This window comes from Pseudomonas sp. NFIX10, from assembly GCF_900111955.1.
GTDB classification, from domain to species: Bacteria; Pseudomonadota; Gammaproteobacteria; order Pseudomonadales; family Pseudomonadaceae; genus Aquipseudomonas; species Aquipseudomonas fluorescens_AA.
Genome location: NZ_FOKH01000052.1, coordinates 1 through 14,236, shown reverse-complemented (window position 1 = coordinate 14,236; position 14,236 = coordinate 1). Strand labels below are relative to the sequence as shown.

Here is a 14,236-nt window from a genome sequence, read left to right as displayed (position 1 = left end):
CAAACAGACGTCATGTTTGGTATCGGCCCAATCAATTCCGATATAAGCAGTGAATTTCTGAGACAAGAGCGTTTGCATTGCACACCTCCACAGACGCTAAAGTACATGCAGGAACATGCATGCTTGCGTCCAGCGAAGGCGATATAGAGAGCCGTGCCCGGCTTTCCCTGAGTGTTCGTTAGAGGGCGCAAGCGCACCTGCTGGGCTCGAAGGTGAAGCAGTAATCATCGAGATGCGTTGCAGCCCTATTCGTAGCTCGCAGGTGCATGTTCCTTCCTCGCGACAACCGGACTCCAGCGAGTATCAGTATGGGGGAGCAAGGAACGGACTACCTATATCGCAGCCCAGCGGGAGCAAGCTCCCTCGCCACAACAGTGTTCGGCTCAAGATCGGGAGGGATCCAACAGGTGACTCATCGCAATCTTGAGCTTCATCGGCCGCACCGGCTTGTGCATCAGGGTGTGCCCGCGCTCGCGGATCTGCTGCTTGAGTTCGTTGCTGTAGTTGGCGGTGATCATCATGGCCGGGATCGGTGAGGCCCGGCGGGCGTTGATCCGGGCCACGGCATCGACGCCGTTCTGATCGTGGTCCAGGTGATAGTCGGCGATCAGCAGGTCCGCCTCGGCGTGGTAGTTGTCCACCTGGCGGGCCAGGTCCTGTTCCGACAGCGCGGTCACCACCCGACACCCCCAGCCTTCCAGCAAGGTGCGCATGCCGGCGCAGATCGCCGCATCGTTATCCAGCACCCACACCCGTGCCCCGCGCAGTCGTTCGAGCATTGGCTCGCTCATGTCCAGGCACGGCAACGGCTTGGGCGCGGTGGCGCTCAGCGGCACGTCGATGGCGAACATCGAGCCCTTGCCCGGCCAGGAACGCACCTGGATCCGGTGTCCGAGGATCCCGGCAATTTTCTCGACAATCGCCAGGCCCAGGCCCAACCCACGGTCCTGGTTCGGGCGCTGCACGTCGCCGCGCTTGAACTCCTGGAAAATTTCCTCCAGGCGGTTCTCGGCGATGCCGATGCCGCTGTCCCAGACCTGGATCGACACCCGCTGGCGATGTCGGCGGCAGCCCAGCACCACCCGCCCGCTGGGGGTGTAGCGAATGGCATTGCTCAGCAGGTTACGCAGGATCCGCGCGAGCAATTGCATGTCGCTACGCACCAGCACCGAACAGCCGACGAAGTGCAGCTCCAACCCTTCGCTGCGGGCGATCTGGGCGTATTCGGCGGCCAGGTTGTCCAGCAACTCACTGAGGCCGAACGGCGCGACATCGGCCTTGATCACCCCGGCGTCCAGCTTGGAGATGTCCACCAGGGTGCCCAACAGGTTCTCCACGTCCTGCAGCGAATTGCTGACGTTGCGCACCAGTTGCGCGTTGGCCACCGGCTCGCGGCGCTCAAGCAAGGCACTGGTGAACAACCGGGCAGCGTTGAGCGGTTGCAGCAGGTCATGGCTGACCGCCGCGAGGAATTTGGTCTTGGACAGGTTGGCCTGCTCGGCCTCGCGCTTGGCTTCGCGCAAGCGCAATTCCACCCGGCTGCGCTCGTCGATTTCGCGCAGCAACTGGTCATTGAGCGTGGTCAGTTCGGCGGTGCGTTCCTGGACCCGCTGTTCCAGGTTCTGGTAAGCCTGGTGCAAGGCTTCGGCAGTGCGGCGGCGTTCAGTGATGTCGCGGATCAGCACGAAAATCCCGACCACTTCCCCATTAGCCAAACGGTTCGGCACGTAGGAGCGCAGCATGTAGCGCTCCTGGTTGTTGATGTTGGTCTCGGCGAATTCGAACGTCACGCTCTCACCCGCCAACGCCCGGGCCACGTAGGTTTCCAGGCGCTGGTAATGCTGCTCGCTATGGGCTTCGCGCAGGCTCTGGCCGAGCATCACGCCACGGGGCCAGCAATACCATTGCTCGTAGACCTTATTGGTGAACTCGTAGACCAGGTCGGCGTTGAGGTAAGCGATCAGCGCCGGCACATGGTCGGTGATCAGGCGGATCCAGCGCTCGCTTTCGCTCAGCGCCTCGGCGTGCTGGTAGCGCTCGGTGATGTCGGTGAAGGTGTTGACGTAGCCGCCGGTGGGCAACGGATGCGTGCGGATCTCCAGCACCCGGCCATCGCACAGGCGCTGCTCGCATTCGTGGATCAGCCGACCATTGCTGTCGCGGCTGGCCGGGGTCAGCAGTTGCAACTCACTGTCGGCAATCACTTCGTTGAACGGTCGGTGGGCCGCCACCGGCGCCAGGCCGCTGAGTTCGAGGAAGCGCCGGTTCCACAGCTCCAGCACGCCTTGGGCATTGACCATCGCCACGCCCTGGGACAGGTTGTCCACCGCCCGCTGCAACAAATGGGATTTCTGCGCGATGGCCTGCTCGCGGCGCACGGTTTCGCTGAGCTTGACGTCGGTGATGTCGGTAAACAGGATCACCCGCCCGCCTTCCTGGGTCGGCCGCTCGCTGACTTGCAGCCAACGCCCGTTCTGCAAGCGATACAACACATGCTCGTCGGCCTGGCCCCGGGGTTCCTCGCTGAACAACCCGTTGGCGGTCATCAGGCGCTTGACCTCGGACAGACGCATGCCGGCGATGATCCTTACCCGGCTGTTGGCCCAGAAGGCCTTGAAACGGCTGTTGAACAGGACGATGCGTTGTTGCTCGTCGAACAGCACAAATGCGTCGGAGATGCTTTCGATGGCGTCGATCAGGTGTCGATGGGCGGTTTCCGCCCGCAGCCGCGCCTCGCCCAGCAAGTGATTGCCAGCCTTGAGTTCGGCCATGGCCTGGTTCAGGGCATCGGTGCGCTCACGCACCTGCTCGGCCAGTACCACCGAGTGTTGGAACGCCGCGTAGGGGTCGTTGCCCCGGGTGACGCCGGATTCCACCCGCTCGATCAGCGCCTCGTTGATGCGCCGCAACTTGCGGTTTTCATGCTGCAGGCTGGCGAGCTGGGCCTGTAGGTCAGCGATGGCCGGGGACGCGATGTCGGGCAATGGCAACTCCGGTGAACGTCTGGTTGATGTGCATGCCATTGAACTGTTCTCCATAGGTGTTGAACCCCATCACCCGTTGTTCGCGCAGGAACTGGCCGATCTGCTCCAGGCCACCACGATCTTCCAACTCCAGGCGCCGGAGGAAGCAATCGCAGCCGATGGTCAGCAACAAGTCGCCGAGGCGCGCCTGCAAACCGTCGAACAGCGTTTGCAGGTTGTGCAGCAGGGGACCGGGCGTCATCGCGGTGAGAACAATGCCGTTCTCCACCGCACAGTAGAAACTCAGGCTCAAGTCCGGGTGCACCTGCTGGATCGCCCGCACGTAATACTGGTCATTGATGCGCACCGCCAAGGGATGGGCGGCGAAGACCCGGTAGTCGAGAGCGCTCACCGGCACGCCGATGTGCCGGGCGTATTCCTCGGCGGCGGGTTCGGCGTTGAGCTCATAGACCCGTCGCGAGGCGCTGTCCGCACCGGTCACCACCAGCTTCTCTTGTCGAGGCAGGATGTGATGGGTGGTGAAGACTTCGAATTCCAGCCAGGTGTTGATCAGCACCACCACGGCCGCGCCACTGTGGAACTGGCCTTCGAAGTAGACATGGGTGTGGGTCAGGTAGTTGTCATCGCCGGCCGAACCGCCGAAATGCGGGATGTCCCCCAGGGCGGCGCTCAAGGCCGCCAGCACCATCTCCTCGCGGCTGGACAGGCCATCGAGCAGGGTCAAGGCGAAACTATGGCCCTTGATCGGCGCCAAGGCGTTGCTGCGACAACCGCTGGCCAGGCGCTCGACCATTTGCTGGGCGTCGATCAGGCTGAAGTGTTCCATTTCTCCGATCAGCTCGGCGGCAATGGAAAAGTGCCGATGATCGAAACCCACCGCCGTCACACAGTTGCGACCGTAACCCTGGGGGGTGATTTCCCCGGCGCTGGTGCAGCCCACCAGGCGAATCCCGCCGAAACTCTGGGACAGCGCCTGGCCGAGGGCCGGCAAGTCGTATTCGGCGGAACAGAAAAACAGCACGAAACCCAGGTGCGGGTGCAACAACTGCCGCGCCAGCGCCTGGGCCACCTGCTGGACGTCGCTCGCCTGGGACATGGCGCTCACCACACCTTCGCTCTGGGCCTGCTGCATCGTCGCCTCCGGCGGGTGCGTGATAGGAGCCCTGAGTGTACGAAGCCGCGCCGGCTCCACGAATGCTACTTGGGTAGCGGGTGGACGCTTCCATGGGATGAGATCGCTTCCACAAACTTCCTCGCCACCAAAAGAGCGGTTCGGTGCACGGGCATCAGTGGCCCATCGGCGCCAAATCACCGCCCAACAAAGCGTCGCGCCGGCCAGCAGCGCGACAAATAATCCAGAGAGCCATTTTGAACGAGGCATCGGGAGGTCCGTAGCCCGGGATAAACTGCGAAACTGCTCTCACGTCGTTTGTCCGGCGTAAATTTTTATCGCACGAGAATGGACGAACCCGGTCGCATGCATAATTGTCAACGTTATGACCCAGGCTCCATGCTCTGCGTGACGCCGTTTCGCCTGAAAGCCCTAACGCATTAAGCAGACGCCTACAAGGAACTCCCCATGCCCGCAAGCTCCGGCCCCGCCACTGCCTCTTCATTGCCGCACGCCACCGGTTTCGTCCGGGTGCGTGGCGCCCGCGAACACAACCTCAAGAATGTCGACGTGGACATCCCTCGCGATGCCCTGGTGGTATTCACTGGCGTGTCGGGTTCCGGCAAGTCGTCGCTGGCCTTCTCCACGCTCTATGCCGAAGCCCAGCGTCGTTACTTCGAATCCGTCGCGCCTTATGCGCGGCGCCTGATCGACCAGGTGGGCGTACCGGACGTGGACAGCATCGAGGGCCTGCCGCCGGCAGTCGCCTTGCAGCAACAACGCGGCACCCCCAATGCACGTTCATCAGTGGGCAGCGTCACCACCCTGTCGAGCCTGATTCGCATGCTTTACTCCCGCGCCGGCAGCTACCCGGCCGACCAGCCCATGCTCTACGCCGAGGACTTCTCGCCCAACACGCCCCAGGGCGCCTGCCAGGAATGCCACGGCCTGGGCCGGGTCTATGAAGTGACCGAAGCCTCCATGGTGCCAGACCCTTCGCTGACCATCCGCGAACGCGCCGTGGCTGCCTGGCCCATGGCTTGGCAAGGCCAGAACCTGCGGGACATTCTGGTGACCCTGGGGTATGACGTCGACATCCCGTGGCGCGACCTGCCGAAAAAGCAACGGGACTGGATTCTCTTCACCGAAGAAACCCCTACCGTTCCCGTCTACGCCGGACTGACGCCGCCCCAGACCCGCACCGCCCTCAAGCGCAAGCTCGAACCCAGTTACCAAGGCACGTTCAGCGGCGCCCGGCGCTACTTGCTGCACACCTTCATGCATTCCCAAAGTGCCCAGATGCGCAAACGCGTGGCGCAATACATGCGCGCCAGCCCGTGCCCGGTGTGCGAGGGCAAACGCCTCAAACGCCAGGCGCTGACCGTGACCTTTGCCGGCCTGGATATCGCCGAGCTGTCGCACCTGCCGCTGCTCGAACTGGCCGAGGTGCTCAAGCAGGTCCTGGCGCCCGACTACCTTGCACAGGCCGAAGAAACGGGCGACGTCCTCAGTCACCGGCAAACCCGCGAGGCCCGTGAGCAACGCGCCGCCAGGGGCGACAATCCCCATGTGGGCGGGCCCGACGCCCGCCACACACCCAACCTCTCTCTGGAGAAACGCCTGGCCGCCCAACGCATCGCCGCCGAGCTGCTGGAACGGATCGTCACGCTGATCGACCTGGGCCTGGGCTACCTCGCCCTGGAACGCAGCACGCCGACGCTTTCGTCCGGCGAACTGCAACGCCTGCGCCTGGCGACCCAACTCAATTCCCAGTTGTTCGGCGTGATCTATGTGCTGGACGAGCCCTCCGCCGGCCTGCACCCGGCCGATAGCGAAGCGCTGTTTGGCGCCCTGCAACGCCTCAAGGCAGCGGGCAACTCCGTGTTTGTGGTCGAACATGACCTCGATACCATGCGCCGCGCCGACTGGCTCATCGACGTGGGCCCGGACGCTGGCGAACAAGGCGGGAAAATCCTCTACAGCGGTCCGCCGGCAGGCCTTGGCCAAGTGCCTGAATCACGCACCCGCGCCTACCTTTTTGACGAAGAACACACTGCGACACGCAGCCCACGAGCACCCAAGGATTGGCTGCGCCTGGAAGGCATCACCCGCAACAACCTCGACAACCTGAACGCGGCCTTCCCGTTGGGCTGCTTCACCGCCGTAACCGGTATTTCTGGCTCAGGCAAATCCAGCCTCGTCAGCCAGGCCCTGCTGGATCTGGTCGGCGCGCACCTGGGCCAGGCCAGCCCCAGCACCGAACCCGACGAGCAAAGCCTGGAAGACGAACCCGTGCAAACCAGTGCCGGGCGCGTTGTCGCCGGGCTCGATGCGATCAAGCGCCTGGTCCAGGTGGACCAGAAACCCATCGGCCGTACCCCGCGCTCCAACCTCGCCACTTACACCGGGTTGTTCGACCACGTGCGCAAACTGTTTGCCGCCACGGAACAGGCGCAGGCACTGGGATTCGATGCCGGGCGGTTTTCCTTCAACGTCGCCAAGGGGCGTTGCGAAACCTGCGAAGGTGAAGGCTTCGTCAGCGTGGAGTTGTTGTTCATGCCCAGCGTGTACGCCCCTTGCCCCACCTGCCACGGCGCCCGCTACAACCCACAGACCCTGGAAGTTCGCTGGCAGGATCTGGACATTTCCCAGGTGTTGCAACTGACCGTGAACCAGGCACTCGAGGTATTTGCCGAACAAGCGGCGGCCAGGCGTTCGTTGCAAGTGCTGCAAGATATCGGACTGGGCTACCTGCGCCTGGGGCAACCGGCCACGGAGCTGTCCGGCGGCGAAGCCCAGCGGATCAAGCTGGCGACGGAGCTGCAGCGCAAGGCCCGGGGCGCAACCTTGTATGTGTTGGATGAGCCGACCAATGGGCTGCATCCCCAGGACGTGGATCGCTTGCTGGTGCAGTTGAATCGCCTGGTGGAGGAAGGTCATACGGTGGTTGTGGTGGAACATGACATGCGAGTGGTGGCGCAGAGTGACTGGGTCATCGATATCGGCCCGGGGGCTGGAACCCAGGGCGGAAACGTGGTGGTTTGCGGGGCTCCGGCGACGGTGGCGAAATGCCGGGAGAGTCGAACGGCAGCGTTCCTGAAAAGGGCGTTGTCGCTTAAAAAATAAAGGTAAGCGCGCAGTTGGACCTCATATGAATAACGCTTTGCAGTAGACCTCAGAGCGCAGTCAGGTGAAATCCACCTGGGCCACGATATTGAACAGCATGCCGCAGGCGAACAGCCCGATGACCAAAGAAATGCCTCGATTTAAGAATCGTCCAGATACGAGCGCATGAAATTTCCGGCCGCAAAAAGCGCCAGCCGCGATCCATACAAGCCCTACCGGGAAAATAATGGCTGAGAATAGCGAAATGAATGACAGCCAGTTATCCAGCGACAGAAATGTGCCCACCGGCGCAACGAAGGAAACAAAAAACAACCCTTTAGGATTGGTCAGCGTTGCCACGAACAGATCCGCAACGGCAACACCCGTCATTGCGACTGGTGCATGGTCTTTTACCGAAAACCAAAGCTTCAAGGAAATATAAAACAAGAAACACACAGCAAAAATCTTGGTAGCGATCACCACCCAGGAGTGATCGGTAATCAGCAGGTCAATGAACACTCCCCACATCGTCATCTGAATAACGTATGCCAACCATTCGGCTGCCACGAAGCGCATCGAGAGCTTGTTGAGCCCCCTGCTCATACCGACTTGAAACAGCAATGAGTTCGTCGGCCCCGGCACCAACAACACGGTCAACAACGAAAGCACAACATAATTCATAGCATTCATCCATAACTTAAGCCTCTATGACTGACCTTCAAGGCAAGACCGATCCATCATCTTCCCACATGACATCAAGTGCGGCTAATAACGGATTCACTTTTCCGTAGAGCGCTATGTGTATGGCTTCAGACCGTACGCGAATACTGAACCGTCTGGTCCGCCCCCCAGGTATGCGTCGAACGCCATAGCCACGTTGCGCACCATCAATTGGCCCTGGGACATGCCGCCGCCCGCGCTGAACAGCATCCCGCGGCCCCGGGAGTGGGGGTTGATGCCAAATCAAGGAAACCGCATGTCCGCCACACCAACGACCCCCTGTGGGAGCGAGCTCGCTCGCGATAGCGTCGGATCAGTTGCATTGAGGTGGACTGCCACACCGCTATCGCGAGCAAGCTCGCTCCCACAGTAGGCGGCGTCGGGCGTGAGAAAGCGTCAACGAAACGTTGCTACTGCGCGCACTTCACATAACCGCTGATCAGTTAGTCCGGCTTTTTGACACTTTCCCCGATATGCGGTCACAACTTTTGCGCTCCGTTGGGTCATAACACGAAGGTCGTCGATGGAATGTTGACGTCTACCGAGGTTTAAGCCTGATACGGAGATAAGCTCATGATTTTCAACGTACAAAATTTTGGCGCCAAAGGAGATGGCATCACAGACGACACGGCAGCTATCCAGAGTGCGATCGATGCAGCGGCTGCGGCCGGCGGTGGGCAGGTGTACATGCCCACCGGCACCTACATCGTTTCCGGTGGTGAGGAACCTTCCGATGGCTGCCTGATGCTCAAGAGCAACGTCTATCTGTACGGCGACGGCATGGGCGACACCACGGTCAAGCTGGCCGATGGCTCCGACACCAAGATCACCGGCATCATCCGCTCGGCCTATGGCGAGGAAACCCACGATTTCGGCGTGAGCAACCTCACCATCGACGGCAACCGCGACAGCACCACCGGCAAGGTCGACGGCTGGTTCAACGGCTATATTCCCGGCGAAGAAGGCTACGACTCCAACGTGACCCTCGACAGCGTCGAGATCAAGGATTGCTCCGGGTACGGTTTCGACCCTCACGAGCAAACCGTCAACATGGTCATCAAGAACAGCGTGTCCCACGGCAACGGCCTGGACGGCTTCGTCGCCGACTTCCTCAGTGACAGCACCTTCGAAAACAACATCGCCTATAACAACGACCGCCACGGTTTCAACGTCGTCACCAGCACCCACGATTTCACCATGACCAATAACGTCGCCTACGACAACGGCGGCAATGGCATCGTGGTCCAGCGCGGCAGCGAGAACATTCCCTCGCCCAGCAACATCACCATCACCGGCGGCGAGGTGTACGGCAACGGCGCCGAAGGCGTGCTGGTCAAGCTCTCCAGCGAAGTGACCGTCACGGGCATCGACATCCATGACAACACCAGTGCCGGGATCCGCATCTACGGCAGCAACCACGTCGACGTCATCGATAACACCCTCAACAACAACGCCCTGGGCAGTGCCGTACCGGAAATCATCATCCAGTCCTATGACGACACCCTGGGCGTGTCCGGCAAGTACTTCAACGGCAGCGATAACCTCATCCAGGGCAACATCATCAGCGGCAGCGACCTGTCGACCTACGGTGTTGCAGAGCGCAATGAAGACGGCACCGACCGCAACGCCATCATCGCCAACACCATCAGCCACACCAGCAAGGGCGCCACGCTGGTCTATGGCGACGGCAGCTACGTCAGCGCCACCGTACCGATGACCACCGTACAAGGCACGGCGGGCAACGACACCCTGATCGGCAGCGCCGCCAGCGAGATTTTCTATGGCGGCGCGGGCAACGACACCATCAATGGCGCGGCCGGTGGCGACATCCTCGTCGGTGGCGCGGGCGTCGACAAACTCACCGGCGGCACCGGCGCCGATACGTTCCGGTTCGTCGCTCAGTCGGACAGTTACCGCAACGCGACCACCAGCTTCGATGACACCATCACCGATTTCGACGTCACCCAGGACAAGATCGACCTCGCCGGCCTCGGCTTCACCGGGTTGGGCAATGGCCGTGGCGGCACCCTGCAGGTCAGCTACAGCGCCAGCAACAACCGCACCTACATCAAGGATTTCGACGCCGATGCCAGTGGCAATCGCTTCGAGCTGATCCTCTCGGGCAACCTCGCCAGTACCCTGACCGCCAGCAACTTCATCTTCAACCGGGTGATCACCGGCACCAGTGGCAGCGACTCGTTGCTGGGGAGCGATGCGGCCGACACCTTGCTCGGCCTGGCGGGCAATGACAGCCTCAGTGGCGGCGCCGGCGACGACAAGCTCGACGGCGGTGCCGGCATGGACACCCTCACCGGTGGCGCAGGGGCGGATACCTTTGTGTTCGCCAATCGCCTGGACAGCTACCGCAACTACAACACCGGCGGCGCCAACCTGGGCGACCTGATCACCGACTTCAACGTCAGCGCCGACAAGATCGACCTCTCGGCCATGGGGTTCACCGGCCTGGGGGATGGCAAGAACAACACCGTGTACCTGGTGCTCAACAGCGCCGGCACCAAGACCTACATCAAATCCCTGGAAGCCGACGCCAATGGCAACCGCTTCGAAGTGGCACTGGACGGTAATTACCTCAATACCTTGACCAGCGCCAACTTCGTCTTCGCCACCACGTCGCCGACCAACCAGGCGCCCGTGCTGGCTACGCCGCTGGTGGATCAGAACGCCACCGAAAACACCCCGTTCAGCTACGTGGTGCCGGCCACCAGCTTCACCGATCCGGATAACGACAGCCTGAGCTACACCGCCAAGCTCGCCAACGGCGACCCCCTGCCCAGTTGGCTGACCTTCGATGCCGCCACCCGCACCTTCAACGGCACGCCTCCCGACACCGCGTCGGGCACCTACTCGATCCAGGTCACGGCCACCGATGGCAGCAACGCCACCGTCAGTGACAGTTTTACGCTCGCCGTGCAGGACGTCCCTACAGCCATTGTGATCAATGGCACGCCGAACAACGACACCCTGACCGGCACCGCGGCCAATGAGCAACTGTTCGGTGGCGCGGGCAACGACACCCTCAATGGCGGCGCCGGCAACGACATCCTGGTCGGTGGCACCGGGGTCGACAAGCTTACCGGTGGCACCGGAGCCGATGTGTTCCGCTACACCTCGAAACTCGATAGCTACCGCACGAGCTCCACCAGCGCCAGTGACCAGATCCTCGACTTCGACGTGGCCGCCGACAAGATCGATGTGTCGGCCCTCGGCTATACCGGCCTGGGCAACGGGCTCAACGGCACTCTGCAAGTCACTTACAGTTCGTCGACCAACCGCACCTACCTCAAGGACCTCACGGTCGACGCCAACGGCAACCGGTTCGAGATCTCGATGGCGGGCAACTTCGTCAGCAGCCTGACCGCCAATCACTTCGTCTTCGCCGACCAGACCAACCCCAGCAACGTGGCCCCGGTCGTGGCCACCCCACTCCTGGACCAGAACGCCAGTGAAAGCACGCCCTTCAAATACACCGTGGCGAGCAACAGTTTCACCGACGCCAACCAGGATGTGCTGACCTATACCGCGACCCTCGCCAACGGCAATGCCCTGCCCGCCTGGCTGAGCTTCAATGCCACCAGCCTGACCTTCAGCGGCACGCCAACCAGCACCGCCGCGGGCAACTACGACATTCTGGTCAAGGCCACCGATCCCTCGGGCGCCTCGGTCAGCGACAACTTCAGCCTGGTGGTGGCCGATGCACCCGCCAACACCATTACCGGCACCAACAATGCCGAAACCCTCAACGGCACGACAGGCGCGGACCTGATCCTCGGCCTCGGCGGCAACGATACGATCAAGGCCGGCACCGGCGCGGACATCGTCGACGGCGGTGCCGGACGGGACTCGTTGTACGGTGGCGATGGCGCCGACACGTTTCGCTACAGCAACCTGTCCGACAGCTACCGCGACTACGACACCGGTGGTGTCACGGCCACCGACACGATTTATGACTTCACCGTTGGCGTCGACAAAATCGACGTCTCGGGGCTGGGCTTTCTCGGCCTCGGCGATGGCAACAACGGCACGTTGTACATGACCCTGAACGCGGCCGGCGACAAGACCTACATCAAGTCCGCCGAAGCCGACGCCGATGGCAATCGCTTCGAGATCGCCCTCAACGGCAACTACCTCAACACCCTCACCGCCAGCGACTTCGTCTTCGGCGAACGTGCCCAGCAGGACATTCTCTACCTGCCCACCCTCGGCCAATCCAATGCGCGCCTGCTGCGCATGACCGAGGACGACGACCAATCCGGCACCTCGATGCTCGTCAATGACCTGAACCGCTACACCACCTACGACGTGCGCAGCCAGTTCACCGATGCCGATGGCAACGGTATCGACATCGCGGTCGGCGGCAGCACGGTCAACGGCCTGTCCACACTCAGCCCCGAGGAACTCCAGCTGTGCTGGTGGCTGACGGACACCAACCAACCCGGGCCGGCACTCTTGCGGGCGGTGACGTTGCTGCGCGACCAGCGCACCGAACTGCAGTCGATCGACAACGTCACCATGGGCATCATCTGGGGCCAGGGCGAGGAAGCCGCCCAGGAAATCGCTCGCGCCACGGACAAGGCCGCGGCGGCAGCGGCCTACAAGGCTGCAACCTTGAAAGTGTTCGATTACCTGCACGCCCAGTTCGGCAACTTCAGCGTGTACCTGATGGAGACCGGGCACTACGAACAGGACGCGGCGCGAGCCCGGGGTTACTCGGAAGAAAAGATTGCCTCCATCGTCGAAGGCGTCGGTTATGTCCGCGCCGCCCAGGAGGCCATGGCCGCCGAACGCGCCGACGTCAAGCTGGCGGTGGACTACACCGACCTGCCCTTGCGCTACGAAGTCGATCCGCTGGTGTATCCCGACGACGTCTGGCACCTGCACGAAGAATCGGCGGAAATCGTCGGCCAGCGCCTGGCCGACTACATTGCCGATGACCTGGGCTTCCACGGCAACCCCAACGACAACAACAGCGTGCAGGACATTTTCGACAACGCCCAGAACCAGGGCGGACACATTTCCGGCACCGACCAGGACGATACCCTGGTGGGCAGTTCGGGCAACGACACGATCGATGGCGACCTGGGCGCCGACACCATGACCGGCGGCGATGGCAACGACATCTACGTGGTCGACAACGCGTTCGACAGTGTGGTGGAAACCAACACCTCGGCCTCGCAGATCGACACCGTGCAGGCTTCGGTCAGTTGGACCTTGGGCGCCAACCTCGAAAACCTGGTACTCACCGGCATATCGGAGATCGACGGCACCGGTAACGAGCGGCGTAACTTCATCACCGGCAACGCCGCCCATAACGTACTCGATGGCGCCGCCGGGGCCGACAGCATGAGTGGTGGTGATGGCAACGACAGTTACTTTGTCGACAATGCCGACGACAGCGTGATCGAGACCAACAGCAATGCGGTGACGGGAGGCGTCGACAGTGTGCACAGCAGCCTGGCCGCCTATACCTTGGGTAACAATGTCGAAAACCTGTATATCGACAGCACTGGCACCGCCAATGGCACGGGCAACGCGCTGGACAACACGCTGTTCGCCGGCGCCGGCAACAACATCCTGGACGGGCGCGATGGCAGCGATACGGTGTCGTTCGAGCGAGCCCTGGCCGGCGTTACCGTGAACCTCTCGACGTCTGCGCAACAAAACACGGTGGGTTCCGGGCTCGATACCTTGAAATTCATCGAGAACCTGACGGGAAGCGCCTATGCCGACAGTCTGTCCGGTAACAGCGCGGGGAACATCCTGGATGGCGGTGCAGGCAACGATACGTTGGTGGGCGGTTCGGGCGATGACCGGTTGATCGGCGGCGCGGGCACCGATAACCTCACCGGTGGCACGGGCGCGGACACCTACGCGTTTGGTGCGCTGTCGGACATGGGCGTCGGGGCTTTGCGCGATGTGATCAACGGTTTCAAGAGCGCGGAGTTCGACAAGTTGGACCTCACCGGCCTGGACGCCAACCCGGCGACCGCCACCGTCGATGCCTTCACCTTCATCGGCAGCAATGCCTTCGACGCCACCAACGCCACCGGCCAGTTGCGCTTCGTCGATGGCATCCTCTCCGGCAGTACCAACGCCGACGCCACCCCCGAGTTCGAATTCGAACTGGTGGGTGTCAAGGAACTGCACGCCAGCGACTTCACCGCCTGAATCAAGCCCCCACAAGGGGGCTTGAGCCCAGATCAAACTGTGGGAGATTCTATGGTGCAGGGCTACCCCCTAAATGCCTTTCGGTAAGTATTCGCTCTGATTCTTCAGCAGGGCGAATACCACTCGGGCA

General features: G+C 62.0%; 5 protein-coding genes. 2 read left to right on the top strand and 3 right to left on the bottom strand.

What is annotated here, in order from left to right; translation table 11 throughout:
* Window positions 1-383: 383 nt before the first annotated feature.
* On the bottom strand, window positions 384-3,023 hold the full coding sequence (nahK, locus tag BM321_RS28975; RefSeq protein ID WP_092446416.1) for a hybrid sensor histidine kinase/response regulator NahK/ErcS': 2,640 nt from the start codon (window positions 3,021-3,023) through the stop codon (window positions 384-386).
* Window positions 2,953-4,116 (bottom strand): nitric oxide-sensing protein NosP, encoded by a 1,164-nt coding sequence (gene nosP, locus BM321_RS28970; RefSeq protein ID WP_060742609.1) that lies wholly within the window; start codon window positions 4,114-4,116, stop codon window positions 2,953-2,955. Before nosP ends, nahK begins: the two co-directional genes overlap by 71 nt.
* Window positions 4,117-4,563: 447 nt before the next feature.
* Between nosP and BM321_RS28965 the strand changes: the two genes are divergently transcribed.
* Window positions 4,564-7,221, top strand: coding sequence for an excinuclease ABC subunit UvrA (locus tag BM321_RS28965; protein ID WP_092446414.1), 2,658 nt, complete (start codon window positions 4,564-4,566; stop codon window positions 7,219-7,221).
* A gap of 60 nt (window positions 7,222-7,281) precedes the next feature.
* Here BM321_RS28965 and BM321_RS28960 read toward each other — a convergent pair whose 3' ends face one another.
* Window positions 7,282-7,881: a LysE family translocator gene (locus BM321_RS28960; protein ID WP_092446412.1), complete on the bottom strand. Its 600-nt coding sequence runs from the start codon at window positions 7,879-7,881 to the stop codon at window positions 7,282-7,284.
* 612 nt (window positions 7,882-8,493) lie between these two features.
* Here BM321_RS28960 and BM321_RS28955 point away from each other — a divergent pair.
* Window positions 8,494-14,106 (top strand): putative Ig domain-containing protein, encoded by a 5,613-nt coding sequence (locus BM321_RS28955; protein WP_092446410.1) that lies wholly within the window; start codon window positions 8,494-8,496, stop codon window positions 14,104-14,106.
* The last annotated feature ends 130 nt before the right edge of the window (window positions 14,107-14,236 follow it).

Excerpts from the sequence above, each read along its gene's own strand:
- BM321_RS28960 (WP_092446412.1), bottom strand. The coding sequence starts at position 7,881 with ATGAATTATGTTGTGCTTTCGTTGTTGACCGTGTTGTTGGTGCCGGGG.
- nahK (WP_092446416.1), bottom strand. The coding sequence starts at position 3,023 with ATGGCATGCACATCAACCAGACGTTCACCGGAGTTGCCATTGCCCGAC.
- BM321_RS28955 (WP_092446410.1), top strand. The coding sequence starts at position 8,494 with ATGATTTTCAACGTACAAAATTTTGGCGCCAAAGGAGATGGCATCACA.
- nosP (WP_060742609.1), bottom strand. The coding sequence starts at position 4,116 with ATGCAGCAGGCCCAGAGCGAAGGTGTGGTGAGCGCCATGTCCCAGGCG.
- BM321_RS28965 (WP_092446414.1), top strand. The coding sequence starts at position 4,564 with ATGCCCGCAAGCTCCGGCCCCGCCACTGCCTCTTCATTGCCGCACGCC.